Source organism: Aeromonas enteropelogenes (genome assembly GCF_000819845.1).
Classification (GTDB): Bacteria; Pseudomonadota; Gammaproteobacteria; order Enterobacterales; family Aeromonadaceae; genus Aeromonas; species Aeromonas enteropelogenes.
Window position 1 is genome coordinate 36,285 of record NZ_CDCG01000016.1, and the last position, 24,666, is coordinate 60,950.

General features: G+C 58.3%; 25 protein-coding genes. 3 read left to right on the forward strand and 22 right to left on the reverse strand.

Translation table 11 applies throughout. The features are described 5' to 3' along the window. Positions 1-199 precede the first annotated feature (199 nt). Entirely contained in the window at positions 200-979 is a 780-nt protein-coding gene (locus BN1123_RS05860; RefSeq protein WP_042025840.1) for a TatD family hydrolase, read from the reverse strand. A gap of 43 nt (positions 980-1,022) precedes the next feature. Here BN1123_RS05860 and BN1123_RS05865 point away from each other — a divergent pair, with 43 nt between their 5' ends. Continuing rightward, entirely contained in the window at positions 1,023-1,655 is a 633-nt protein-coding gene (locus BN1123_RS05865) for a prepilin-type N-terminal cleavage/methylation domain-containing protein (protein ID WP_042025841.1), read from the forward strand. Positions 1,656-1,957: 302 nt separating this feature from the next. On the opposite strand, the gene luxS is transcribed toward BN1123_RS05865, so the two are convergent. From luxS to BN1123_RS05905, 8 genes are all read right to left on the reverse strand, one after another. Next, positions 1,958-2,467 (reverse strand): S-ribosylhomocysteine lyase, encoded by a 510-nt coding sequence (gene luxS, locus BN1123_RS05870; RefSeq protein ID WP_026455770.1) that lies wholly within the window; start codon positions 2,465-2,467, stop codon positions 1,958-1,960. 18 nt (positions 2,468-2,485) lie between these two features. Beyond that, positions 2,486-3,079, reverse strand: coding sequence for a transglycosylase SLT domain-containing protein (locus tag BN1123_RS05875; RefSeq protein ID WP_042025940.1), 594 nt, complete (start codon positions 3,077-3,079; stop codon positions 2,486-2,488). Between the two features lie 5 nt (positions 3,080-3,084). Continuing rightward, a complete protein-coding gene (gene glnB, locus BN1123_RS05880; protein ID WP_026455772.1) occupies positions 3,085-3,423 on the reverse strand; it encodes a nitrogen regulatory protein P-II in 339 nt (112 codons plus the stop codon). A gap of 9 nt (positions 3,424-3,432) precedes the next feature. After that, the gene (locus BN1123_RS05885; protein WP_042025842.1) at positions 3,433-5,055 is read right to left on the reverse strand and encodes an NAD+ synthase; all 1,623 of its coding nucleotides are present in this window, start codon (positions 5,053-5,055) and stop codon (positions 3,433-3,435) included. A gap of 73 nt (positions 5,056-5,128) precedes the next feature. Then, positions 5,129-7,237: a type IV pilus modification PilV family protein gene (locus tag BN1123_RS05890; RefSeq protein ID WP_042025843.1), complete on the reverse strand. Its 2,109-nt coding sequence runs from the start codon at positions 7,235-7,237 to the stop codon at positions 5,129-5,131. 8 nt (positions 7,238-7,245) lie between these two features. Further along, positions 7,246-8,352 (reverse strand): PilX N-terminal domain-containing pilus assembly protein, encoded by a 1,107-nt coding sequence (locus BN1123_RS05895; RefSeq protein WP_042025844.1) that lies wholly within the window; start codon positions 8,350-8,352, stop codon positions 7,246-7,248. A gap of 4 nt (positions 8,353-8,356) precedes the next feature. Next, positions 8,357-8,944, reverse strand: coding sequence for a PilW family protein (locus BN1123_RS05900; protein WP_042025845.1), 588 nt, complete (start codon positions 8,942-8,944; stop codon positions 8,357-8,359). 20 nt (positions 8,945-8,964) lie between these two features. After that, complete coding sequence (locus BN1123_RS05905; protein WP_026455776.1) at positions 8,965-9,498, reverse strand: GspH/FimT family pseudopilin; 534 nt, start codon at positions 9,496-9,498, stop codon at positions 8,965-8,967. A 95-nt stretch (positions 9,499-9,593) separates the two neighbouring features. Between BN1123_RS05905 and BN1123_RS05910 the strand changes: the two genes are divergently transcribed. Further along, the gene (locus tag BN1123_RS05910) at positions 9,594-9,983 is read left to right on the forward strand and encodes a type IV pilin protein (RefSeq protein WP_042025846.1); all 390 of its coding nucleotides are present in this window, start codon (positions 9,594-9,596) and stop codon (positions 9,981-9,983) included. Between the two features lie 3 nt (positions 9,984-9,986). Here the strand turns inward: BN1123_RS05910 and tppA are convergent, their stop codons facing one another. The 12 genes from tppA to murJ all read right to left on the reverse strand — a co-directional run bounded on the left by tppA (position 9,987) and on the right by murJ (position 23,844). Further along, complete coding sequence (gene tppA, locus BN1123_RS05915) at positions 9,987-10,388, reverse strand: type IVa pilus pseudopilin TppA (protein WP_042025847.1); 402 nt, start codon at positions 10,386-10,388, stop codon at positions 9,987-9,989. A gap of 8 nt (positions 10,389-10,396) precedes the next feature. Continuing rightward, positions 10,397-13,723, reverse strand: a complete 3,327-nt coding sequence (locus BN1123_RS05920) for a pilus assembly protein (RefSeq protein WP_042025848.1) — start codon at positions 13,721-13,723, stop codon at positions 10,397-10,399. A 10-nt stretch (positions 13,724-13,733) separates the two neighbouring features. Continuing rightward, a complete protein-coding gene (locus BN1123_RS05925) occupies positions 13,734-14,210 on the reverse strand; it encodes a pilus assembly PilX family protein (RefSeq protein WP_124240288.1) in 477 nt (158 codons plus the stop codon). Positions 14,211-14,221: 11 nt separating this feature from the next. After that, a complete protein-coding gene (locus BN1123_RS05930) occupies positions 14,222-15,316 on the reverse strand; it encodes a PilW family protein (RefSeq protein ID WP_042025849.1) in 1,095 nt (364 codons plus the stop codon). After that, complete coding sequence (gene pilV / locus BN1123_RS05935) at positions 15,313-15,726, reverse strand: type IV pilus modification protein PilV (RefSeq protein ID WP_042025850.1); 414 nt, start codon at positions 15,724-15,726, stop codon at positions 15,313-15,315. Before pilV ends, BN1123_RS05930 begins: the two co-directional genes overlap by 4 nt. Continuing rightward, the gene (gene tppE / locus BN1123_RS05940; RefSeq protein ID WP_042025851.1) at positions 15,723-16,226 is read right to left on the reverse strand and encodes a type IVa pilus pseudopilin TppE; all 504 of its coding nucleotides are present in this window, start codon (positions 16,224-16,226) and stop codon (positions 15,723-15,725) included. The genes pilV and tppE overlap by 4 nt, the downstream gene beginning before the upstream one ends. A 256-nt stretch (positions 16,227-16,482) precedes the next feature. Continuing rightward, on the reverse strand, positions 16,483-17,418 hold the full coding sequence (ispH, locus tag BN1123_RS05945; RefSeq protein ID WP_042025852.1) for a 4-hydroxy-3-methylbut-2-enyl diphosphate reductase: 936 nt from the start codon (positions 17,416-17,418) through the stop codon (positions 16,483-16,485). After that, entirely contained in the window at positions 17,418-17,870 is a 453-nt protein-coding gene (gene fkpB / locus BN1123_RS05950) for an FKBP-type peptidyl-prolyl cis-trans isomerase (protein ID WP_042025853.1), read from the reverse strand. The genes ispH and fkpB overlap by 1 nt, the downstream gene beginning before the upstream one ends. Continuing rightward, positions 17,867-18,382: a signal peptidase II gene (lspA, locus tag BN1123_RS05955; protein ID WP_042025854.1), complete on the reverse strand. Its 516-nt coding sequence runs from the start codon at positions 18,380-18,382 to the stop codon at positions 17,867-17,869. The genes fkpB and lspA overlap by 4 nt, the downstream gene beginning before the upstream one ends. After that, positions 18,382-21,243: an isoleucine--tRNA ligase gene (gene ileS / locus BN1123_RS05960; protein ID WP_042025855.1), complete on the reverse strand. Its 2,862-nt coding sequence runs from the start codon at positions 21,241-21,243 to the stop codon at positions 18,382-18,384. Before ileS ends, lspA begins: the two co-directional genes overlap by 1 nt. Beyond that, complete coding sequence (ribF, locus tag BN1123_RS05965) at positions 21,243-22,217, reverse strand: bifunctional riboflavin kinase/FAD synthetase (RefSeq protein WP_042025856.1); 975 nt, start codon at positions 22,215-22,217, stop codon at positions 21,243-21,245. Before ribF ends, ileS begins: the two co-directional genes overlap by 1 nt. 61 nt (positions 22,218-22,278) lie before the next feature. Next, positions 22,279-23,844 carry a murein biosynthesis integral membrane protein MurJ gene (gene murJ, locus BN1123_RS05970; protein ID WP_042025857.1) on the reverse strand — a complete coding sequence of 522 codons (1,566 nt, stop codon included), beginning with the start codon at positions 23,842-23,844 and terminating at the stop codon, positions 22,279-22,281. 191 nt (positions 23,845-24,035) lie between these two features. Between murJ and rpsT the strand changes: the two genes are divergently transcribed. Next, positions 24,036-24,299, forward strand: a complete 264-nt coding sequence (rpsT, locus tag BN1123_RS05975; protein WP_042025858.1) for a 30S ribosomal protein S20 — start codon at positions 24,036-24,038, stop codon at positions 24,297-24,299. Positions 24,300-24,348: 49 nt separating this feature from the next. Here rpsT and BN1123_RS05980 read toward each other — a convergent pair whose 3' ends face one another. Then, the gene (locus tag BN1123_RS05980; RefSeq protein WP_026457879.1) at positions 24,349-24,651 is read right to left on the reverse strand and encodes an ArsR/SmtB family transcription factor; all 303 of its coding nucleotides are present in this window, start codon (positions 24,649-24,651) and stop codon (positions 24,349-24,351) included. Between the last annotated feature and the right edge of the window lie 15 nt (positions 24,652-24,666).

A 24,666-nucleotide genomic window follows, 5' to 3' on the forward strand; every position in this document is an offset into this window, starting at 1 on the left:
AGCACCTATCTTGTTAGCAACTTGTAATCTCAAGCCGCTAATCAAGGGGAGCGCATTATACTAATTAAAGGCCTTTAAAATAGAATGCTGGTCACATTTTATCAGTGTCAAAATGATCGATTGTCACAAAAGTAGACAGCAAACGATTTTTACGCTCATTTTTTTTTCTGCCGCCCAAAAGCCTTGTTGCATATATGTTTCAGCATTGACGCTCAGGATGGAAAAGTTCAAGGGTAGATTCGCGCAACACCCTTGCAACATCCACCATACTTTCCTCTCTTATTGAAGCCAGAGTAGTCACTATTTTTACTAATGACGCCGGGGTATTGCGCTGCCCCTGCTCCCCTTGCAACGGCATGTCGGGCGCATCGGTTTCCAGCAACAGAGATGAAAGCGGCATATCACGAAATGCCTCACGGGTCTTGTTGGCCCGCTCATAACTGATCACCCCACCGACCCCCAAGCGAAATCCCATCTGCCAGAAAGTGTCGGCTTGCTGCCGGGAGCCGCTGAACGCATGAATCACCCCACCCCTGGCTGGTTTGAAACGGCGCAATAGCTTGGCAACCGTGTCATTGGCCCGTACCGAATGCACGATCAATGGCAGCTCATATTCACAAGCCAGCCTGACTTGCGCCTCAAATAGATCCATCTGCCCCTCTTGGGGAACATGGGAACGCAGATCCAGCCCGCACTCGCCTATCGCCACCAGCCCGGTCGGGCGACGAGCCACCAGCATCCGCAGCCGTTCCATCACCCCTTTCTGCTGTGCGCCGGCATACCAGGGGTGAATGCCCAAGCCATAGAAAATATCGGCATGCTGGCCTGCCAAAGCCATTACCCGCTCCCAGTTATCCTCAGCGATGGCAGGGATGATATACTCCCGGATCCCAAGCTGCCGACAATGAGCCAGTAACACCTCCCTGTCCTTGTCGAAGACGGGAAAGTCGAGATGGCAATGACTGTCAATCAGCTGCATATCACTACACCTATTTGCGGTATTTAATGGGTCATTCAACACAATGAAACACAGACACCATGGTTTTACCCTGATTGAACTGGTACTGGTCATCATAGTGCTGGGTATTCTGGCAGTCATCGCCCTGCCCCGTTTTATCAATATCAAGGATGATGCGTTAAGAAGTAGTGTCGCGGCGACGGCGGGTAGTTTTGCCAGTGCGGTGCAGCTGGCCCATGCAGGATGGGCTGTTGCCACCAAGGGAGAGGCGGTCGCACTTTACAATTTGGGGAGCCATGGGGAGGGCAAGTCGGACATCAATCGCTACGGATGGCCGTCAGGTTCCGAAGAGGATTACAACCAACCCGCCAATACTCCCTATCAGCCCGGTTCAGGAAACCATATCTCGGTCAGCAATCAATCGGATTGCCGTTTGCTGTTTACCGACCTCCTTGATGGCGATCAGACGGTAGCGTCTACCAACCAACCTGATGAGATCAAAAAGCAGGCGGACTATCTTTCGGACATGGTTGGCCCGGGACATCCTGATGAGGAAGAGGGTGATGAGATGCATTACAACTGCCGCTATATCCTGCGCGACTCGATGGGCCGCTTCCAGACTGGTTCAGATTATAAAAATGGCCTCGGCTTTGAGTACAACAGCGTTACCGGTGCCGTGACTCGCAATTTTGACTAGAGGAAGAAGAGGTCTTTTCCGACTGATCTTTTGATGACTCCTCATCGTAACGCACCGGTGTGCAGCAGCGCCGGTTTTGCGGTGTGAGCCCCCACTCTTCGCACCATGCGTCGTAACGGGCCAACCAACGCAGCAAGACTCCTTTCATGCTCATAGCATCCCTCTTTTCTTGTTCAGTCGAACACCATGCTACCAGAGAACTCCCGCTGAACAAGCTGCCTGTCTGTCCGCATCAGTACCAATAAAAAAGCCGGGCAGCAGTGCTGACCGGCTTCTCTGGATTGATTTACGAGGCATATGCCTTAGAGGCTCTTGAGCTTCTCTTCGGGCAGGGCAAGCTCGTCGTTGTGGTTGACCCCGATACCCCGCTCCAGCACGTGACGGGCAATGGCGTGCGCCTCCTCCAGAGAGTGCATGCTGAAGGTACCGCACTGGTATTCGTTAAGCTCGGGGATCTGCTTCTGATCCTGCACGGTCAGCACGTCGTTCATGGCCGCCTGCCAAGCAGCACCCACCCGCGCCTCGTCCGGCGCACCAATAAGGCTCATGTAGAAACCGGTACGACAGCCCATGGGGGAGATGTCGATGATCTCGACCCCATTACCGTTCAGGTGATCCCGCATGAAACCGGCAAACAGGTGCTCGAGGGTATGGATGCCACGCTCGGAGAGGATCTCCTGGTTGGGCACACAGAAACGCAGGTCGAACACGGTAATGGTGTCCTTGTTCGGGGTCTGCATGGTCTTGGCCACGCGTACCGCAGGGGCTTCCATACGGGTGTGGTCAACGGTAAAACTGTCCAATAACGGCATTTCTGACTCCTGATTGGGTTACCAGAACCAGCCCCCGGTGGAGAGCTGATCCTTGCATTGTCGATACTGGGCGCCGTAGCGTTGGGCTCGGGCCTCTACCTTGCGGGAGGTTTTCATCAACCAGCCCTTGCTTCGGTAGCTGCCACGCCGGTAGCCACCCCACCCTTCGTGATAGTTGAGATACTGGCCATACGCATCCCACTTGGAGGTGCCGTTCAGCCGCTGGGCCTTGTGAGTGTACCAGCCCATGAAATCGATGGCGTCGGCAAAATCGTCCCGATCACTCCAGCTGTTGCCGGTTTCCCGATGGTAATCAGCCCAGGTTTCATCTTTCACCTGAGCGTAGCCATAGGCGGAACTGGCCCGCCCGGTCGGGATGAAGAGGAAATACTCCATGGGCGGCTGGGCATCGTGCACGAAGGAGGACTCCTGATACATCATGGCCATGACCACCTGGATCGGGGTACCCCACTTCTCGTTCATCTTGAGGGCCGCCTCATGCCAGTCAGGCTTCTCGCGAAAGATCTGGCACAGGTTTTCCGGCTGGGCCGGCGGCCGGCTACTACAGGCGGTCAGGCCAGCCAACAGGCCTGCCACCACAACGAGGCGCATCCACATCAGATGGCGTCTTCGTTCTCTTCGCCGGTACGGATACGAATGACCCGCTCCACGTCACAGACGAAGATCTTGCCGTCACCAATCTTGCCAGTGCGGGCTGTGTTCTGGATCGCTTCCAGGCAGGCATCGAGATCCTCATCCTGCACCACCAGTTCCAGCTTCACTTTCGGCAGAAAGTCCACCATGTATTCGGCACCGCGATAAAGCTCGGTGTGCCCCTTCTGGCGGCCAAAACCTTTGACTTCGGATACCGTCATGCCGTTGATGCCGATCTCGGCCAGAGCCTCGCGCACATCGTCCAGCTTGAACGGTTTGATGATGGCTTCAATCTTCTTCATGGTGACTCCTTACCAGTTCTGTTTGCCAAACCCGGATGTGATGGGGTAACGGCGATCCTTACCAAAGTTGCGGGCCGTGATGCGGGGACCGACTGCGGCCTGACGGCGCTTGTATTCATTGAGATCCACCAGACGGATCACCTTGCGCACCACCGCCTCTTCGAACCCTTCGGCCACCATGTCGGCGACCGAGGCATCCTCTTCGACGTAGCGCTTGAGGATGGCATCCAGGATGTCATAGGGGGGCAGGCTGTCCTGATCCACCTGATCCGGCGCCAATTCTGCCGAAGGGGGACGGTCGATGACCCGCTGGGGGATCACATAATCGACCGAATTGCGGTATTCGCACAGTTTGAAGACCAGGGTCTTGGGCACGTCTTTGAGCACGTCAAAACCGCCGGCCATGTCGCCATACAGGGTGGCATAACCCACCGCCATCTCGCTCTTGTTACCGGTGGTGAGCACAATGCGACGACGCTTGTTGGAGAGCGCCATCAAGAGCACGCCGCGGCAGCGAGCCTGCAGGTTCTCTTCGGTGGTATCGCGAGCCGTGCCTTCAAACAGGGGAGCCAGCTGATCCATAAACCCTTCGAACATGGGCTCGATGGAGATGATGTTGAACTCAACACCCATCCGCTCGGCCTGCTCCTTGGCATCTTCCACGCTCATCTGGGCGGTATAGCGAAATGGCATCATCACCGCCTGCACCTTATCGGCACCGATGGCATCGGCCGCAATCGCCAGAGTCAGGGCAGAGTCGATACCGCCGGAAAGCCCCAGCACTGCGCCCTGAAAGCCGTTTTTGGTGACGTAGTCCCGAACCGCCAGCACCAGCGCCTGATAGGTTTCGGCCAAGGGCTCCAGCGGCGCAGCCGGTTCCCGCTCTTTCACCGGCTCACCATCGGCAAAGCGCACCAGCGCCAGCTCTTCGGCAAACGGCGCCAGCCTGTGAGTCAGCTCGCCATGGCTATTGAAGACTTTTGAGCAGCCGTCGAAGATCAGCTCATCCTGGCCACACACCTGATTGAGGTAAATCAGCGGTACGCCGGTCTGATCGCAGCGCTCCGCCATCAACTCGCGGCGGATCCAGGGTTTCTCCTGATCGTAGGGTGAGGCATTGATGGTGAGCAGAAGCTCGGCTCCCGCCGCCCTGGCGGCCAGCGCCGGGCCTGCTTGCCAGAGGTCTTCGCAGATAAGCAGACCCAACTGATGACCACGGAACGGCACGACACATGTCTCGGTGCCTGCCGTGAAGTAACGCTTCTCGTCAAACACCCCGTAGTTGGGCAGATCCTGCTTGAAGTAGCGTGCCACCAGCTTGCCCTGCTCGTAGAGGGAGGTCGCGTTGTAAAGTGCCTCTCCTTCCCGCCAGGGGTGCCCCACCAGAATGGCGCAGTTGCCTGCCCAGGCAGCAAGGCGGGCCAGCGCGGCATCAACCCGGAGCATGAGATCACTGCGCAGCAGCAGATCTTCCGGCGGATAGCCGGTCAATGCGAGCTCGGAGCAGACCAGCAGATCGGCCTCTTGCCGCTCTGCCTCGGCGGCCGCAGCCAGTAACTTGTCACAGTTTTCTTCGATGGCGCCTACCGTCAGATTCAACTGGGCAAGCATCAGAGAGAGGGCTTTTGCCATGGCGATGCATCTTAAAATCAAAAATGATGGGGAATGATAAAGAAAAGGCGCTGGCTGTGCCAGCGCCCGAGGTTCAGGGGGTACAAGTCAGGTTCGCCGCATTGCTGACTCCGTTGTCCACCAGCAGGGCACAGGGGCCCGTGATCACCTGGCCGCTGGCAGGCGGCGTCATGGCGATACTGAGGGAGGCCGGCTTCAACAAGTAGGTTTTATTGCCCTGAGCGCTATAGGATAAATTCACAACCAGATTACTGTTTTGTGCAGCAGAACAAACGTATGTAGCGGGCTGGTTGTTGGTTTTTGGCACATCGATACGACAGGTGGCTCCCGTGGTTGTCGTAGTGACTGTCAGCCCGCTGAACGTGTTGGCCTTACAGGACTCTGGAGTGGCATTTTGCCCATTGCCCTGTTCAAGACACTCGATTCGTCCCGATACGGTCAGGGTCGGCACCGTCTGGGAACTGGTATCGATCGCCACCGGCATGGTGGCACTCTTGGCCTCGCTCTGATCCACCGGAGAGATGAGCGAAGCGGTGATCCCCGAGTTCCCCTGATAGGCGGTTACCTTGATCGAGGCGCTCTGCAACACGTTGGACGCATCCTTGGTGCTCTTCTTGGCCGACAAATAGCCACGGCTGTAACTGCCGAAGTAGTAGTTGCTGAGATCAACCACCGTCTTGACCGTCTCGTTGGTCACTCCCACGTAATCAGAGGTACTGCCGGTGAGCTGGCCATTCAGGGGCACCAGGCTCCACTCCGCCAGCATGGTCAGGTTGATGTCCTGAAACGGGATTCGGGCCAACAAATCCTGTGATGTCAGATCAAGCTTCGCGAGATTGTCTGGTGAGAGCACATCCACATAGATACCGCGGGCAATCAGCTGGGCCGTCCCCGTGTTCATGGTGATCTTGGTGCTGGTGTCTCCTCCCGCTGCCGCGTTGGTAGGCAGCCAGTCGGCAAATTCAATGATCGAGGGGGGCGTTGCCGTGGGATTCGAAGTCCAGTTGAGAGTGTTCTTCTGCCAGGTAACATAAGTGGTAACAACGTACTTGATGTAGTTCTGGTAGCTGGTCTGGTTCTCAGCCTTGGCGAGGAAGTCGGCGCTGGTCACTATGACTTTGATCAGATTCCAGTCCGGCAGGGGACGATAGTAGCCATCGAGCCGGACAAAGCGGCAGGCATCGACATAATTCCCGCTATTGACCGATGAAAGGGAGCTGCTGTAGCGCTGTCGGCTGGTGTGAAGCGGCGAGTAAAACTGGTCAAAACTGCTGCCACTGCCATCGAAGTGATCCTTGCAACAGCTGGTACAGAGGGCCGGTTGATCCTTGACGCTGCTGTTGAGTACCCCTGTCTGCTTGATCACCTGGGAACCCGCATTCCAATAAAGCAAATTGCTGCTGGTCAGGGTGGCCTGGCCGGGCAGGTAAGCATTTATGCTCGAGCCATAGCTACAGGAACAGGAGACCGAGGCCAGATCCTGCAGCACCTGCTGGGTGTTGCCGCCATTGTCGGGCTTGTAGGTGACCGTCTCGAACTGCACCAGCTTGCCAACCGCACCATCCTTGGAGGTCACGGTCGGCAGCGGCTTGCTGGTCTCCTGCTTGCGGCCTTCCTGATCGATCTGGATGGAGATGACATCAGGCGCAACTCCGGGGGTATAGACCACGTGGGGCGGCTCGCGACTGGTATCCAGCCCGCCGTTGAACTGATTCTGAGTCAGCGATTCCGCCGGCGACACGGCCCCGGAGAGCAGCAAAGAATGAGCCTGCCCTACGCTGTCGCTCCAGCTGACGGTCACATTGACTACCTTTCGGCCAGGATAGGAGTACAAATAACCCGCCGGGATCGTGGTCTGCCAGGCAGATCCATTCCAGTACTGGTTGCTGACGGTCCAACTCAGGGCATAAGTCCCCCCGCCATCGGCAGGAGTGGCCGAACTGGTGCCCGCCGTTATGTTGTTGTAGGCCGTGAGCGGCGAAACCGCACTCACCACCCCGTTGAAGGTGCGAAACGCATCGAGTTGTGACTCGGCCAGCCGCATGGCCACCTCGTAGCGGCGACTATCCTGGGAGGTATTGAGCAATGAGCGAGACATGGCCACCAGACCTGCCACACCCACCCCAAGCAGAACCAGGGTGATCAAAATCTCCAACAGCCCAAATCCCTTGTGCGGTTTCATAGATGCTCCTACCAGTCCCGCCAGCTACCAGGCACCAGATTGATGCTCTGAAACGCCGCCCCATTTTCGATATTGCTCAACACCGCCTGATCATACTTGGCATCAAAGGTCCCATTGGCCGTCTTGCCCAGCTGATAGTTGGCTACTACCGCGCCGTTGACGAGTGCTCCCCCCTTCAGGCTGACGTCGGTGGTGGCTGTGGCGGGCGTGGCTGAGTAGGCGAACACCAGCCCGTACAGGGTCGCATTCCCGTTCACCATCAGGTTACCGTTGCGTATGATAAGCACGACCGGCGCTGCGATCGAACCGATCGACCCACCCGGTTTGCAATCACCATCGACGATGATGAGACCGCGCGAGGCGGTCGACAGTGAATCGCAATTTGTCAGCAGTTGCACCGCCCGAGACTCCAGATTGGCCCAGCCGGCAGCATCATCATTCTCGTTGAACAGATACCAGACCAGATCCGTGGGGAAGTCGGTATCGTTGTCCTTGATGTCCGATTGTTTGTCGCCCTTCTGGCTGATGTTGGCGCTGCAGCCTCCGCTGTAGTCCCCCTGATGACAGGTCTGACCGGAGCCATTTGTCAGGTCCACATTACCGTTGGTCCAGATGGAGAGCGGCACTCCCGGTCCCCCTCCGTTAGGATTGGCCACTACGGTAAAATTGCCGGATACGGCCATGCCACCAGCTACCGTCAGGGGGGCGGCCGGGGTGCCGGCCAATACGCTTATCTTGATAGCCTTCACTTCAACCTCTGCATTGGCCGTCGCATCAACCAAGGTCGCCTGGGTGCGTATTTTCACCGGTGTTACACTCGCCCCCCCCACGATCACAGCCGGTTCATCCAGCGCAAAGAGGGTGTAATTGCCGGCCGATACGGTGACGGAAACACCGCTGCTAGGGGTACGCCAGGTGGCATCCTGCGCAAGCCGCCCGACCCCGTCCGACAACCCCAGCTCGGCCAGCGCCAGCGCCTGGCGATACTGCACCTCGTTGAGGCTGACACGACGATCCGCCACCATCAGTTTGCCCACCAGCAACGAGATGCCAAGCAGGATCACGATAAGCAGCAGGGTGATGGTGAAGGTAGTAAAGCCGAGATGACGTTTCATTGCATCAATACCCGTCGTTGCGCAGCTTCATATCGCGCTGCAGGGTGAGTTTGAGTGCGGAGTTCGCCTTGTACTGACCCGAAATGGCCATGCGCACCGTCCTCGCGCCGGCCGAGGCGCTACTGCCAAGCAGCGAGAAGGTCAGATCGGTTACCTCTATGGTGTTGTCGGTGCTGAGCAGGTTGCCAGTGCTGCAACTGGTGCCAAGCTGCACCCCTTTGTCAGCACTGTCATAGCTGTAAATAAAGGTTTCATCAGAGCCAAGAGACCCGTTGTTATCATCATCGTATTTCAGTCTGATGCAGCGATAAATTTTGGAACCACTGACGGTCTCATTCATCAGATCGCTGCTCGTATCGAAATAAAACGGGGATCTGGCTCCCGATGCAGCCCCAAGAAATGCGGTAGCCCCCTGATCGTAACCGGTTCGCTGCACGTCACGGGCTATCATGTCAGTGATGCTCTGCAGCTCCTGATTGAGGCGACTCACCTGCATGGATGTTTGATTGGCCTTGAGGATGGTGGCGAACAAGGATGTTACGGCTGCAACCAGAAACAGACCCGCGACCATGGCCACCATCAGCTCCACCACGTTGAATCCCCTTGGTGCTTTCAACATGCAGGCACTCCACTGACATTGCTGACACCACAGGTGCGCACACGCCCGACATTATTGGTCTTGACCTGCATGGAGTAGGTACCGGACGAAATGGCAATATTCCCCGCCGCCAAGGTGGCCCTTCTGGGCGAAATACTTAGAGGCCTGACATTGGTTACCGATTCACTGTAACTGGCCACCAGGCTGATACCGGGGTATTCGCTGGCATCTGCACCCTTGCGTCCCTCAATGCTTGAGCAGGAATCGCTGCAGCTGCTGCAGCTACCATCAATATGGATTCGATAACACCAGTTACTGGTGCCGCTGTTGAAGATAATAAACTGCAAGGTGCGATTACGTTTGATCGCCTCTGACTTGAGCAGCATCACATCCGTGTATACGGCCTGGGTGGCTGCTTTTACCATTTGTTCCTGGCGCAAAGACTGATAGCTGGGGATCGCCACGGTCAGGAGCAACGCGACCAGCGCCAGGGCAATCATCAATTCAATCATGGTAAAACCGGCGGAGCGGCACTCTGCGCATTCCATTGGCTAAAGACTCCTTTCTTTTCGCACATGCCAGTAGAGTGTGGTGTCAGTACTATCCTATAGTATCTATCTATTTAACGAACCCTGCCGCCCCCATGAGAATCAAACAATCAGGTATTACCCTGCTGGAATTGATGGTGGTAGTCGCCATCGTCGCCATCATTACCGCTGTCGCCTACCCCAGTTTTACAGATGGTCTGCGTAAATCCCGTCGGGCTGAAGCCGTCAAGGGGTTGCTGACCATGCAGCTCAAACAGGAAGAGTTCCGCATCTCCAATGCCAGCTACAGCAGTGCTGTAGCCAATGTGGGCAACCCGACCAGCGATTACTATACCTTCACCATTTCAGGCGCCACTGCCACCGCCTACACCCTGGTTGCAACCAGCAAGGGTGCCCAGGTCGGCGACAAGTCCGGCAGCACCAGTTGCGACAGCCTGACCATCAACAAGGCCGACATCAAGACCCCGACCGAGTGCTGGAAATAAGTTTTACCAGCATTCGGCCGTTGTCATGGTGGCACGCGATACCCCCTGCTGTCCGCTCTGATCGAGAGTCAACAATCCACAGGGGTCGCCATTCATCACACCGGTCGGAATAGCCGTCAGGGTATAACGGGCCCCGCTGGCATTGAGCGCCAGATTGTAATAAGCCGTACCACCGTCCCTGGGCAGGGTTGCCAAGCCGGCAGAGGCCAGGTTGCCAGTGTCGTAATTGCCATTGGCGGTAAACTCCCGCTCCAGATATTGCGCGGCTTCCAGCAAAGTCGCTTTGGCTTCGGCCCGCTTGGCGGACGCCATGTAGTTGTTGTAACTGGGATATGCGATCGCAGCCAGAATGGCGACCACGACCACCACTATCATCAACTCAATCAGGGTAAATCCACGTTCCATTCCAGCCTCTACTCCAGTTGCAACCAGGACTGACGACCACCCAGATCGCCCGCCCCCTCTTCCAGCGTGACCGAGATGTTGCCGCTGGAGCCGCTGATGTATTTACGCTCCATATCGGCATCCTCCACTACGCTCGGCGTCGTGGTGAGCTCGTCAAATTGCTTGCCGCTGACCGGCACCTTGATGTCATTGCCAGCCTCATCCTTGATCCCGACATAGTCATCATCGTTGACGGCTCCGTCGCCATTGACGTCGAATACCGAGTAGGTGAGGCGGGCGCCCGAAACAGGATCCAGCTCCATCAGCCAGGAGCGGCCACCAAAATCGCAGGCATCCGCCGACGGTATCAAGGTGTTGAAGATGAGCCGCTTGTGCCGGTACAGCATCTCGGAAACTGCCCGCTCCCCGACCCCCTTGCTCAGCCCGGGTGATTTCAACACCAGATACCAGCCCTTCTGGCTGGTGTAATTGACATCCCTGCTGGAGACCACCCGCACATTGAACTTGATGGTGGTGCCATTGGCCACGAATTCATGGGTAATGCTCTGCTGCAACAACTGGCTGCGGCTCACCTCGCTCCCAGTGTCCCAAATGCCGTAGACGGCCTCCAATCTTGGATTGGTGGGCAATGACTTGTCATCATTGGTGAAATAGCTGCCCGTGCCCATCAGCACCATGATCCCTCCCCTGGGATGGCGGATCGCCAGCGGCCGCATGGTGATGGGCTGGCGCGTGCTGGTCGAGCAGGCGCCATCGCAAGCCTGAAACAGCGGCTTGGGTTTGTTGCCGGCCTTGAACGCGATTCCCCATTGGGCGCTGTTGTTGTCACTCAGGTCGAATTTCCAGAGATTGCCCTGCAAATCGCCAGCATAGACATAGTCGACCACCCGATCGCCATCCTCATCCACAGGCAATGGCGAAGAGAGGCCATTGGGCTCGCTGGCCGAGCCTACCTGGGTGTCAATCTCCTTGATGACGGCGCCGGTCGCCAAATCCAGCACAAACAGCCGTGCCGTCTGGCTGTTACTGTTGTACCCGTTGGCCGCCAGGGCGACCCACTTGTTGTCGGCCTTGACCCGTACCAGCGTCGGGGCGGCCAACGCGATCCCCATCTCGGAATGGGTGAACTCCCACAGCATCTTGTCAGCGGTGAAGTTGTTCGGTGCGGTCACATCGATGGCGAACACCGCCTTGCCTCCCGCTCCGGTAGAGCCCAGCAAGAGGGTCTTCCAGCGACTCCCCAGATAGGCATCCCCGACCCTGGGCGTCCCGTCCACATAGTAGCGGTGGTTGTAATCCGGCCTGGTCAGCTGGGGCAGTTCCCCCAGCAGGCTGGCCGGGATATAGGCCAGTTGCTCGACACCGTCGGCCACCCGAAAGCCGTGCAGCATGCCGTCATTGGCACCGACATAGAGCATGGGCGGGCGACGGGCGATCGCCGTCGAGCTGAGGAACGCCTGATAGCTCTCCCGCTCGGTCTGGGTCAGGCCAGTCGCGCTGCTGTAGCCGTAATCGCGCTTGCCCACATAGACGGGATCCGAGTTGATGATGTCACCGAGCAGATCGCTGCGATTGCGAAATACCCCGCCATTGCGCTGCTCGCCACCGCGCTCACCGCGCAGATAGGCGACCCGGCTTTCTCCCAGATTGTCACCGGCAATATTGAGCAGGGTGCGGTTGGTATTGTTAAGCGCCTCCCAGGTGAAGGCGATGCCGGCCCCGCCTTGCCGGGTGAAGATGCTGCGTGCCGAAGGCTCCGGTATCTGGGTGGCGGCATCCCAGGCGATATTCCCCAGAGAGCCATCACTGTTAAGCGGGATCGAGACCAGTTGTCCCGACCAGTCACCGCTGTTGTAACGGGCCTGGTAGATATGGGTGTTGCTGTCAAGACGGGTGGCGTTGGCCGTTACCGAACTGGCGGAGCTGTTGCGGGCGGCAATCTGTGCCAAAGTACTGCTCAGGGCCTCGGCGAAGGTATCCGGATCCGCCGCGCTGAAGAAACTCCCCTTGCTGTTGACGGCCGCATGCCACAGATCGTCGATCTTGAACTCATCGGAATCATAAGGATTCGGCCAGCTGCCCGGGATACCGTTGGCAGGATTGAGCGAACCGTTGACCCCAAGCCCTACGGTAAAGTTGACCAGATGCTGCCAGTTGGCAGGGTCTGCCGTGCTGGTCGGCACCTTGTTGGCCAGGTCGCGACGCAGATCCGTTTTCCAGTATTTGTAGGCCACGTCCGCCAGAGTGTTCTTGATGCCATCCTGGTCCTGATCACCGACCGAGGGCGAATCACCGTTCCAGTAGCCATCCGTCATCAGAATGTTGTAGCTCTGGCGGCAGGTCAGATGAGGAAGTGTGCTGCCGGCACGGGCAGACCAGGGGCCGTTATTGTCACTGCGGGAAAAATACTCCCCTACCTCTTTCAGGCTGGTGCGCAGCGGTGTCCCCTTCGCCGGAATGTCGCGGCCATACAGCTCATCGAAAAAAGCGGTTCGATCAGTACCTGAAAAAGGGGTGACACCGCGGATCACGCTACCGCTGGCATTGATGGTGGCAAAGCCGACCCGAATGGCCTCCCCCTGGCTGGCGAAGGCTCTTCCTACTCCGGCTCGGGCCGCCAGGATCCGCGAACGATAATAGGTGTACCAGTTGGCAAAGTTCTGAATTTCCTCGTCATAGGTACAAACGGGCGCATTTTTGCAGTCACTGCGATTGGGGCGACCGTCATAGATGGTGGCCACCGCTTTGTTTATCACCACCCGGGTATAGTTCTTGGCGTTGAATACATTGCCACTTCCCTTGTAGTCAAAATAGACAGCCGGCCAGAAACTCTCGTCTTGGTTGTAATAATAAGGAGAAAACTCGGTGTAATAGATGGCCCACCATGCTCGATTGGTTTGAGTCAGGTCGCGACAACCGGCCGCCGTCTTCATAGGGTTGTGAGGGGCACAGGTCACTTTGGCATTGGCCATCAAGGAGCCATCCGCATTGGCCCAGGGACGATAGGTCAGCTGCGGGTTGTAATAGAGCTTGTTGTTATGGCTGGAGCGCACGTAGGCATTGCGGGCATTGTCGCTGGCAAAGGTGATCGTATAGTTGTCGTAATCATCACTTCCGTAGACCTGGCTGGCACGTGGATAGACATAGCGTGCATCGTTCTCGATCAAGGACTCGGGCATGATCTCGAAATGCATCGAGCCCGAATCATCCAGAGTAAACATGATATTGGGATCGGCTCGGGTGCCGAGATAGAGGGGAACCTGGGCAATATCGAGCGCCGCCTGCGCCGAAGCGCAGCAGAGCATCACCGAGAGTCCAAAACCGAGTTTACTCATACCCCGCCTCCTAGCGACTATAGGTCGATTGCAACAGCACCCGGCTCTCGTCCGAGAGACCAAATCCCCTTGCCGTGATGCGATAGAGGCGACGCTCGCTGATGGGCTCATCGACCGCCAGATTCTCGCTGCCCCCCTGGGTATAGGGCAGCCGTTCGATAAAGTATTCAGGGGCTCGCCCTGCCAGACCGCTGTTGGCATAGGTGCGCCAGGATGTGGAGGGTGATGCGGGATCCACCGCAGTATCGACAAATTCATACAGGCCTGCGCTGTTGTCATAAGGACCCGAGTTGCCAGCCTCGATATAGCGTTCGGCGGCGCGCAATCCTGCTTCCGCCGCCTGCAGCGCTTGCAATGCCTCCTTCTGGTTGCCAGCCATCTTCTCCTGTAGCTGCGCACCCCGCATGCCGGCCATGCCCAGCAGGCTCACCATGACCAGAAAAATCAGGCTGATCACCAGCGCCATCCCCTGTTGTCGATGCATCATGACTGGGTTCCTCAAGGTAACCGGTTACGCAGCGCGACCGTGGTCTCGGCTACCCAGTACCAGTTGCGATCGGTCGCCTGGAAGGTGGCGCCGGCAAAGCTCAGAGCTTGCGGGGCCGACACCACATTGCCCTGATTGCTGCGCATCAGAAGCTGCACCCCAATCCCCAGGACGTTGTCCCAGTTTGGATTGCTGGCGGCGCTCACATAGCGATCCGTCGCCCGATCCCGGTTCTGATCCTCCCCGAACGTGAGCTGCATATTGGCCACCCCTTCGATAAGGGGCATACCGATGGCAACTCCGCTCTTGCGATAGAGGGCGTAGGGGCTGTTGGCCGAAGGGCGAGCAATATAGTAGAGGCGGGTTTCCACCCGGTTCAGTACCGAACCTGGAGCAAAACGAGCCTCTATCGGTAAGCTCGCCCCACCCCAAGAGGGGGTGGCATTGCCTGGCGTGAATTTGTTGTCATTGGAGTGGCCGATATTGACCTCGTCGCCCCCGCCGACCAGCTGGGTCTGGGTGATCTGGAAGATCCTCGCCTTCTGGCAATCGGAGACCATAACGATGTCTCCCTCGCACAGATCGCTGTAACCCTGCTTGCCGGTGCCGCAATAATCCACCTTGCTGGAGAGATGCTGGACAAACAGCTGGGCGGCGCTGTTGTTGCGCACCACAGGGACACCGACGCCGACCGGCCCCTGCACCAGCAGCACATCGCTACCCGGCATGGGTCTGGGCTCGGCTCCCGTGAACAGGGCAGAAAGAGGGGCTGGCAAGGTGGCCGTCACATTGTCATAGCCACGCAAAAAGGTAGTGAAGTTGTAGGGCAGTGCCGCGTTGTTGTTGAGGGTATTGGTGATATTGACCCCCTGTTTGCTGAGGCACCCCTGATAGCCCACCATCCGCAGCTCTTTTTGCAGCAGATTGATGGCAAACCGGCTGTCTTCCTGTACCCGGGCAATGGCCTCGCCAGTGAGATAGGTTTTGTGATTGCCAAGAAATACCTGAATGATGACCCCCACAGTTACCAGGGAGAGCACCAGGGCGATCATCACCTCGACCAGGCCGATCCCGCGCTGGCGTAGTGGCAAACCGGCCCTGCTCATAGATCCGTCCTAAGGGTCATGCTGCGCGATGCAGGATCGGTGGCCAGCCGGCTGCTATCCCACTGAATGGTGATGGTGGCCCTTCCGGCGCTGACCGCCACGGCACCATCGCCACCCGGCAGCTCGCTCAATACCCGCTTCCAGTGCAGTAAATCCTGTACCGCCATAGAACTGCCCGAGACCGTCTCGCCCAGATCGATGTTGTATTGTCCGTTCAGGGCCGCACTGCGATTGGCCCGCATCATGTCGTTGATCATGTAGGCGTACTGTGTCGCTTCGGTGCGCGTCAGGGCAGACTGATTGCTCTTGAGTGCCTGCAGCTGCAGGGTCGCCATGCCCAGAATGCCGATGGAGAGCACCAGCACAGAGATCATGATTTCAAGCAGTGACAAGCCCTGTTGTCGTGTCATGGGCAACGTACCTCGGCGATGGAAGGGCGACCTGCCGCAGTGATGGTGATATCGCGGGCCGCCTCGTTGCGACACCCTTCCGGGCGCAGGGTAAACACCTGCGATGCCTGTGAGCGGCCATCGAGAAAACCGTCGCCACTGAAGCGCAACAGAGAGGTATTGCTGCTCAGGGTACCTGTCTCCATATCGGGGAAACCCCGCAGCAACTCGCCGTTATCGAGCCTGCCATTGCCATTGCCATCGACCCAGATCTGCCAACCGGCCTCCCAGTGATGCTGGGTCAGGTTCTCGGCCGAGGCGGACAGGGTCACCGCAGCATTGCGGCGAATGGCTTCGGAACGGGCAAGGTTGATAGCTGCCACAAAGTTGTTGGCCTGGGTATTGAGCGTCATGCTGCGCAACAGAGAGTTGAAGGAGGGCACTCCCAGCGTCAGCAAGAGAGAGACGAGCGCTATGGTAACCATCAGCTCGACAAGGCTAAAACCTGAACGCAAAAACATCCTGTTTCGCTCTGATTTGTTCCGGGGATGCAGACACAGCTCCATGTGTGTTCAGCCAGAGTAGGGGCTTGCAGGCAGTCTATGCCGGACACCTTGGGTTTCAATCCTGTCTATTCAAAATTTCGAGCTACATCATCAATTTTCGCTGCGATCTGGTCGCGAACGTGCACAAAGGACTCGTTGGAACCAAAAACAAAAAGCCACCTCGAAAAGGTGGCTTTGGCAATACATGGTCATCCGGCGAGGATGAGACGCGTCAGATGATGCGCAGCTCGGGCGGTACCTCGAACACCACATTCTCTTCGCGACCCGGGTGTTCGGCCACCATCTTGCCCCCCAGCTCGCGCAGGCGGGCGATGACGCTCTGCACCAGCACCTCGGGTGCCGAAGCTCCGGCAGTCACACCGATCGCCTTCACACCGTCCAGCCAGGCGGCATCGATCATGGAAGCATCATCGATGAGATAAGCCTTGGTGCCCACCTTCTCGGCCAGCTCGCGCAGCCGGTTGGAATTGGAGGAGTTGCGGGAGCCCACCACCAGCATGGCATCTACCAGCTCCGCCATCTCCCGTACCGCGTCCTGACGGTTTTGGGTGGCGTAGCAGATATCGTCCTTGCGCGGCCCCTGGATCTTGGGGAAGTGCTGGCGCAGGGCATCAATTACCTCGGCGGTCTCGTCCATGCTGAGGGTGGTCTGGGTGACGAAGCAGAGATCATCCGGGTTCTTCACCTGGAGTTTGGCTACGTCATCCGGCGTCTCCACCAGATACATGCCCCCCTCGCGGTTCTCGTACTGTCCCATGGTGCCGATCACCTCGGGGTGGCCGGCGTGACCGATGAGCACGGCTTCGGAGCCCTTGCGGCTGGCGCGATGGACCTCCATGTGCACCTTGGTCACCAGCGGACAGGTGGCATCGAACACCTTGAGGGCACGGGACTTGGCCATCTCGCGCACCGTCTTGGCGACACCGTGGGCGGAGAAGATGACGATGCTGTCATCGGGTACCTCATCCAGCTCCTCGACGAACACGGCTCCGGCATCCTTGAGCTTGTTCACCACATAGCGGTTGTGCACCACCTCATGGCGGACATAGATGGGGGCACCGAACTTCTCCAGTGCACTCTCGACGATGCTGATGGCGCGGTCGACACCGGCGCAAAAGCCGCGGGGGTTGGCCAGCAAGATATCCATCAGAGCACCTTCTCCTCGTCGTCAACGCCCAGGATCTCCACCTCGAAGGTGACCGTATGACCGGCCAGCGGGTGGTTGAAATCGACCGTCACCGACATCCCTTCCACCGCCCGAATGATGCCGGGCAGCTCGCTACCGTTGGGCTGGTCGAACAGGATGATGGTGCCGACTTTCGGCTCCGTATCGGTACCAAACTTGGCTCTGTCCAGATGGTAGATGTTGTCAGGGTTGGAGAGACCAAAGGCCTGTTCAGGGGCCAGGGTAAAGCTCTTGCTCTCCCCTTCGCCCAGGCCGAGCAGACACTGCTCGAAGCTCGAAGTCAGGCTGCCATCCCCCATCCGCAGACGGGCCGGCTTGCCGTGCAGTGCCGTGCTGTCGGCAACCGAACCATCTTCCAGTTTGATGGCGAAATGAAACAGTACGCTGCTGTCAGCACCAATCTGTCGGCTCATGCCGCCCCCTTTTTCTCGCCTTGCTCACCCTTGGATGAGCGAAAGCCGTCCAGCACTATCATGGCGGCGCCGATGAAGATGAAGGTATCGGCCAGATTGAAGGCCGGCCAGTGGGCCCGGCCCCAGTAGAAGTCGAGGAAATCGACCACATGGCCCAGCACCAGCCGGTCGAACACATTGCCGAGCGCCCCGCCGATGATGAGGCTGTAGGCGATACCGCTCCAGCGCTCGGTCACCGACTGCTTGCGCAGCCAGTGGATCAGCAGACCGCAGATGGCAAAGGCCAGCACGGCGAAGAACCAGCGCTGCCAGCCCCCCTGATCGGCCAGAAAGCTGAACGCTGCGCCCTTGTTGTAGACGTGGACCAGATTGAAGAAGGGGGTGATCTCCACCCCCGGGTAGCCAAATGGCAGCAACTTGACCACGGCGAGCTTGCTCGCCTGGTCCAGTATGAAGGCCAGCACCGCCAGCCACAGCCAACGCAGGCCGCTTTTATGGTGAGTCATGTTCATCAGGCAAATTGACGAGTTTCGCCGTCACCCTCGACGTTGGTGACACAGCGGCCACAGATCTCTTCGTGACCGGCGATGGTACCCACGTCTTCCACATGGTGCCAGCAGCGGTCGCACTTGGCGGCGGCAGACTGGGCCACGCTCAGCCACAGGTCATCACGCTCGGTCGCTACAGTCCCTTCCGGAGCCGCATCGGCCACGACCACCTTGGCCTTGGAGGTGAGCAGCACGAAGCGCAGCTCGTCGGCCAGGGTGTTGAGGCGGGCAGCCAGCTCCGGCTTGGCGAACAGGGTCACTTCGGCCTGCAGGGAGCCACCGATGCGCTTCTCGCCACGGGCGGCTTCCAGCGCCTTGTTCACTTCACCACGCACAGTGAGGATCTCGGCCCAGAACTCGTCGTTCAGCACTTCACCCGCTTCCAGCCCAAACAGGCCGTCGTACCACTCCTCGGTGAACACGAACTCGCCACGCTCGCCCGGCAGCAGTGCCCATATCTCGTCAGCGGTGAAGCTCATGATGGGTGCCATCCAGCGCACCATGGCCTCGGCGATGTGATAGAGAGCAGTCTGGCAGGAGCGGCGGGCCAGGCTGTCCGCCTTGGCGGTGTACTGACGGTCCTTGATGACATCCAGATAGAAAGAGCCCATCTCGATGGAACAGAACTGCATCAGCTTCTGGGTAACGCCATGGAAGTTGTACTCGTCAAACGCAGCCACGATCTCGGCCTGTACTGCCTTGGCACGGCCCACGGCCCAGCGATCCACTACGACCATGTCGGCAGGCGCGACCATGTCGGTCGCCGGATTGAAGCCGTTCAGGTTAGCCAGCAGGAAGCGGGCAGTGTTGCGGATGCGACGATAGGCGTCGGCGGAGCGCTTGAGGATCTCGTCGGAGACGGTCATCTCGCCGGTGTAGTCGGTGCTGGCAACCCACAGACGCAGGATGTCGGCACCCAGCTTGTTCATCACGTCCTGGGGGCTCACCACGTTGCCGATGGACTTGGACATCTTGCGGCCCTGACCGTCCACGGTGAAGCCGTGGGTCAGCACCTGGTTGTAGGGGGCCTTGTCCTTCATCGCCACGCCGATCATCAGGGAGGACATGAACCAGCCGCGGTGCTGGTCAGAGCCTTCCAGATACATGTCGGCCGGTTTGCCGTTGAACTCGGGACGAGCGTCGACCACGGAGGCGTGAGTAGAGCCGGAGTCGAACCAGACGTCCAGGGTGTCAGGCACCTTGTCGTACAGATCGGCATCGGCGCCGAGCAGCTCGGCCTTGTCCAGATCCCACCAGGCCTGGATGCCGGATTGCTCGACCCGCTTGGCCACTTCATGCATCAGGCGCACGGATTCCGGGTGCAGCTCCTGGGTCTCTTTATGGACGAACAGGGAGATGGGCACGCCCCAGGTACGCTGACGGGAGATACACCAGTCCGGGCGACCTTCCACCATGGCCTGGATGCGGTTCTTGCCCCATGCCGGGACCCAGCCGCTCTGGCCGTGCTGAGCGATGCCATCCTTCTCGATGCGATCGATCTCTTCCAGGGCGCGCTTGCGCAGACCGTTCTGATCCATGCTGATGAACCACTGCGGGGTAGCGCGGAAGATGATCGGAGTCTTGTGGCGCCAGCAGTGGGGGTAGGAGTGGTTGAACACCTTGTGGTGCAGCAGGGCGCCGCGCTCGGTCAGCACCTCGACCACAGCCGCATTGGCCTTGAATACATGCTGGCCGGCAAACAGTTCGGTATCCGGCAGGTAGACGCCGTTGCTACCCACCGGGTTGGCCACTTCCAGACCGTATTTCTGGCCGACCAGGAAGTCTTCCTGACCATGGCCAGGAGCTGTGTGAACGGCGCCGGTACCGGCGTCCAGGGTGACGTGATCACCCAGCACCACAGGCACGTCGAAGCTGTAGAAGGGGTGGTTGAAGCGCAGCAGCTCGAGGGCCGCCCCCTTGGCGTAACCCAGGTTGTGGTAGTGCTCGATGCCGGCGCGGTCCATCACATCCTTGACCAGCTCGGCAGCCAGGATCAGGCGCTCGGGGTTGTCCCCTTCGACCTGCACCAGGGCATAGTCGAGATCGGCGTGCATGGCGATGGCGCGGTTGGCCGGCAGGGTCCACGGGGTGGTGGTCCAGATCACCGCAGAGAGGGTGCCCTTGCCGGTGTGCCCTTCGGCGCAGTCAAACTTGGCAGCAACGGCTGCTTCATCGACGGCCTTGAAGCGCACGTCAATGGAGGGGGAGTTCTTGTCGTAGTATTCGACTTCGGCTTCAGCCAGGGCAGAGCCGCAATCGGTACACCAGTGCACCGGCTTGGAGCCCTTGTGCAGGTGGCCGTTCTCGACGATCTTGGCCATGGAGCGGATGATGTTGGCTTCAGTGCCAAAATCCATGGTCAGATAGGGGTGTTCCCAGTCACCCAGCACACCCAGGCGGATGAAGTCGGCCTTCTGGGCCTCGATCTGGGTCTTGGCATACTTGCGGCACTCGGCGCGGAACTCGGCGGCGGAAACCTTCTCGCCCGGCTTGCCGACCATGCCTTCCACTTTCAGTTCGATGGGCAGACCGTGGCAGTCCCAACCCGGGACATAGGGGGAATCGAAGCCGGACAGGCCCTTGGACTTGATGATGATGTCTTTGAGGATCTTGTTGACCGAGTGACCGATGTGAATGTTGCCGTTCGCATAGGGGGGGCCATCGTGCAGAATGAAAGAAGGCTTGCCCGCTTTGGCGCGGCGAATAGCGCCGTAGAGATCCTGATCGTACCAACGCTTGAGCATGTTGGGTTCGCGCTTGGCCAGATCGCCACGCATCGGAAACTCGGTTTCCGGAAGATTCAGGGTGTGTTTATAGTCGCTCATCAGTCCTGGGTTCCCTTCTTTTCTAAAAGAGTGCTGGGTAAATGAAATTGTGGCAGCCCGAACCAGGCTCGGGCCGCCAGGGCATCTCGTTCGATTTGCTCTTTCAAGGCAGAGAAAGAGGCAAACTTCTGCTCTTCGCGCAGCTTGTGGCGAAGCAGCACCTTGACCTGTTGACCATATAGATCACCAGAAAAATCAAATAGATGTACTTCCAATCTAGCTTGTGTACCGCTCAAGGTAGGCCGTACACCCACATTGGCGACACCGGGGAAGGTCTTGCCGGAACATAACACTTCCACCGCGAACACGCCACCGACCGGGATAACCTGGCGCTTGAGGGCCAGATTGGCAGTAGGAAAACCTATGGTGCGCCCCAGCTTGTCGCCGTGGGCCACCCTGCCGCTGATGGTATAGGGGCGGCCAAGCATCAGCTCCACCTCGGCCATCCGTCCAGCCTTGAGGGCTTCGCGCACCAGGGTGCTGCTCACCCGCTGGCGGGACAGCTGGAAACTTTGGGTGCTGATCACTTCGAAACCGAAGCGGCGGCCCGCCTCTTCCAGCAGGTGAAAATCCCCTTCCCGCCCCTTGCCGAAGCGAAAGTCATCGCCGACCACCAGGTAGCGCACGCCGAGTTTCTCGACCAGTAGTTGCTCGATAAAGGTGGACGCCGCCTGTCCGGCAAAACGGTGGCTGAAGCGCACGCAGAGCAGGCGATCGATCTGCAGCCCCTTGAGCGCTTCATACTTTTCCCGCAACCGGCTGAGCCGGGCCGGGGCCGCAGCGCCGGCAAACAGCTCCAGCGGCTGGGGCTCAAACAGCATGACGCAGGCGGGCAATCCCAGATGGGCCGCTTTCTCCTTGAGACGTGCCAGTACCGCATGGTGACCCTGATGAACCCCATCAAAGTTGCCAATGGTCAATACACATCCCCGGTGACGGGGCTTGAGATTATGAATGCCGCGAATAAGCTCCATCGGTGCCTTGTACGTTGCTGTTATGAAAATCGCCGGATTATATATCAGGCAGCAATCAGGATCAGCCCTCATGCCCCGATTTCAGGTGTCTTGGCCGAATTCCCAGCGCCAACAGCGCCACCGCATAGATGGCAGCCCCCAGGGAGAGCAACATGGCCAGTTCCAGGGTGGCCTTGCCCATGCCCCAGGCGCCCCACTGGGCCAGATCCGGCGACAGATAAGCCAGCACGCCCCCCATCAGCAAGGTCGCCACCAGCAATTTGAGACAGAACACGCCGGTCTGGCGGGATGGACGGTAGACGCTCTGCTGATACAGCCCCTTGAACAGCAAGGCTGCGTTCAGGGTGCCGGAGCAAGCGGTGGCCAGCGCCAACCCCACATAACCCAGGGGATAAATAAAGATGAGGTTGCACACCATGTTGGCCACCATGGCCATGATGCCAATGCGAACCGGGGTTTTGGTGTCCTGACGGGCGTAGTAACCCGGCGCCAGCACCTTGATCAGCATCAGCGACAACAGGCCTGTGGTGGAAGCCAGCAGGCTCGCACTGGACATGCTCACCTCGTGCAAACCGAACTCGCCGCGCATGAACAGTACCCGTAGTATGGGTTCACGCATCACCGCGATCCCCACCATGGCGGGCAAGCCAAGCAGCACCACCATCCGCACCCCCCAATCCATGGTGCGGGAGAAATCGGCCGGGTCGGCATCCACATGTTTCTTCGACAAGGCAGGCAGGATCACTGTGCTGATGGCCACTGCAAACAGGCCGAGGGGGAATTCCAGCAAGCGATCAGAATAGTAGAGGTAGCTGATGGCACCGGTAGCCAGAAAAGAGGCCAGCATGGTGTTGATCAGCAGGTTGATCTGGCTGACCGAGACGCCGAATAACGCCGGGATCATCAGGGTGCGGATCTTCACTACACCGGGGTGATGCCATCCCCACTTGGGCCAGACCAGCATGTTGATTTGCCGTAAAAATGGGAACTGGAACAAAAATTGAACCAAGCCGCCCAAAAATACCCCTATCGCCAGCGAGAGCTCTGGCTTCTCCATCATGGGCGCAATCCACCAGGCGGCCGCAATCATGGTGATGTTGAGAAATACCGGGGTAAATGACGAGACGGCAAAACGGCCGAAGGTATTGAGAATGGCCCCAGCCATGGCGGTAAAGGTGATGAACCAGAGATAGGGGAAGGTTATCTTGAGCATCAGACTGGCCAGCTCGAACTTCTCGGCGGCAGGTCCGCCATGCAGCCAGTCCCAGAACCAGCCCCAGCCAAAGATGGCGGTCAGTACGCCCGACCCGACCACGCCGAGCAGGGTCACCACGGTAACTATTCCCCCCAGGGTGCCCGCTACGGCGGCCAGCAACTCGCGCACCTCCCGCTCGTCACCGTTTTTTTTGTACTCCGTCATCACGGGGACAAACGCCTGGTTGAAAGCCCCTTCGGCGAACAGGCGGCGCAGAAAATTGGGAATGCGATTGGCGAAGAAGAAGACGTCGGCAGCCACCCCGGCACCGAGCAGATTCGCGATGACCACATCGCGGATCAGCCCCATCACACGGGATGCCAACGTCATTCCGGACACTATCATGCCGGATTTGATCAATTTCTTACTCAAGACGGGGCCTCTGGAACTGTCAGAATGAAAAGAATGCTGCTAGAATCGGCCGACAGTTTAACCGTCTCCCATCTGACACACCACCGGGGGGCGGTGTTTATTTGCACAAATCATTTGACAATATGTGGTTGGGAAGGCATATTTCTGGGCCTTTTCAATACACTCGCTAAGACAGTTTTAGGAGTTTTACCTTGGCTAACATCAAATCTGCTAAGAAGCGCGCGATTCAGGCAGAAAAACGCCGTCAGCACAACGCCAGCCGTCGTTCCATGACCCGTACCTACCTGAAAAAAGTAATTGCTGCCATCGCCTCTGGCGATAAAGCTGCTGCTGTTGCTGCTTTCGCTGTTGCTCAGCCGATCATGGATCGCATGGCGACCAAAGGCCTGATCCACAAGAACAAAGCTGCTCGTCACAAGAGCCGCCTGTCTGCCCAGATCAAAGCTATGGCTTAATCAGCTCACGCTGATCAAAGCTGAAAAAACCGGCCATTGTGCCGGTTTTTTATTTCTCTTCGCTGCAGTAGAGTCGATGCAGCAAACTGATCACCTCGCGCACCTCATGGCTGCGCAGCGAATAGAAGACCGTCTGGGCCTCTTTTCTGGTCGTGACCAATTCATCTCGCCGCAACAAAGCCAGATGCTGTGACAGGGCAGACTGACTCAGCCCCAACCGCTCGTTAAGCTCCCCGACCGACAGCTCTCGCTCCAGTAGCTGGCACAGGATAAACAGCCTGCGTTCATTGGCCAGCGCCTTGAGAAGCGCCACCGCCTGACCGGCTTTGGCTTCCATCTCTTCCAGTTGCATCAAATGTCTCCTCTG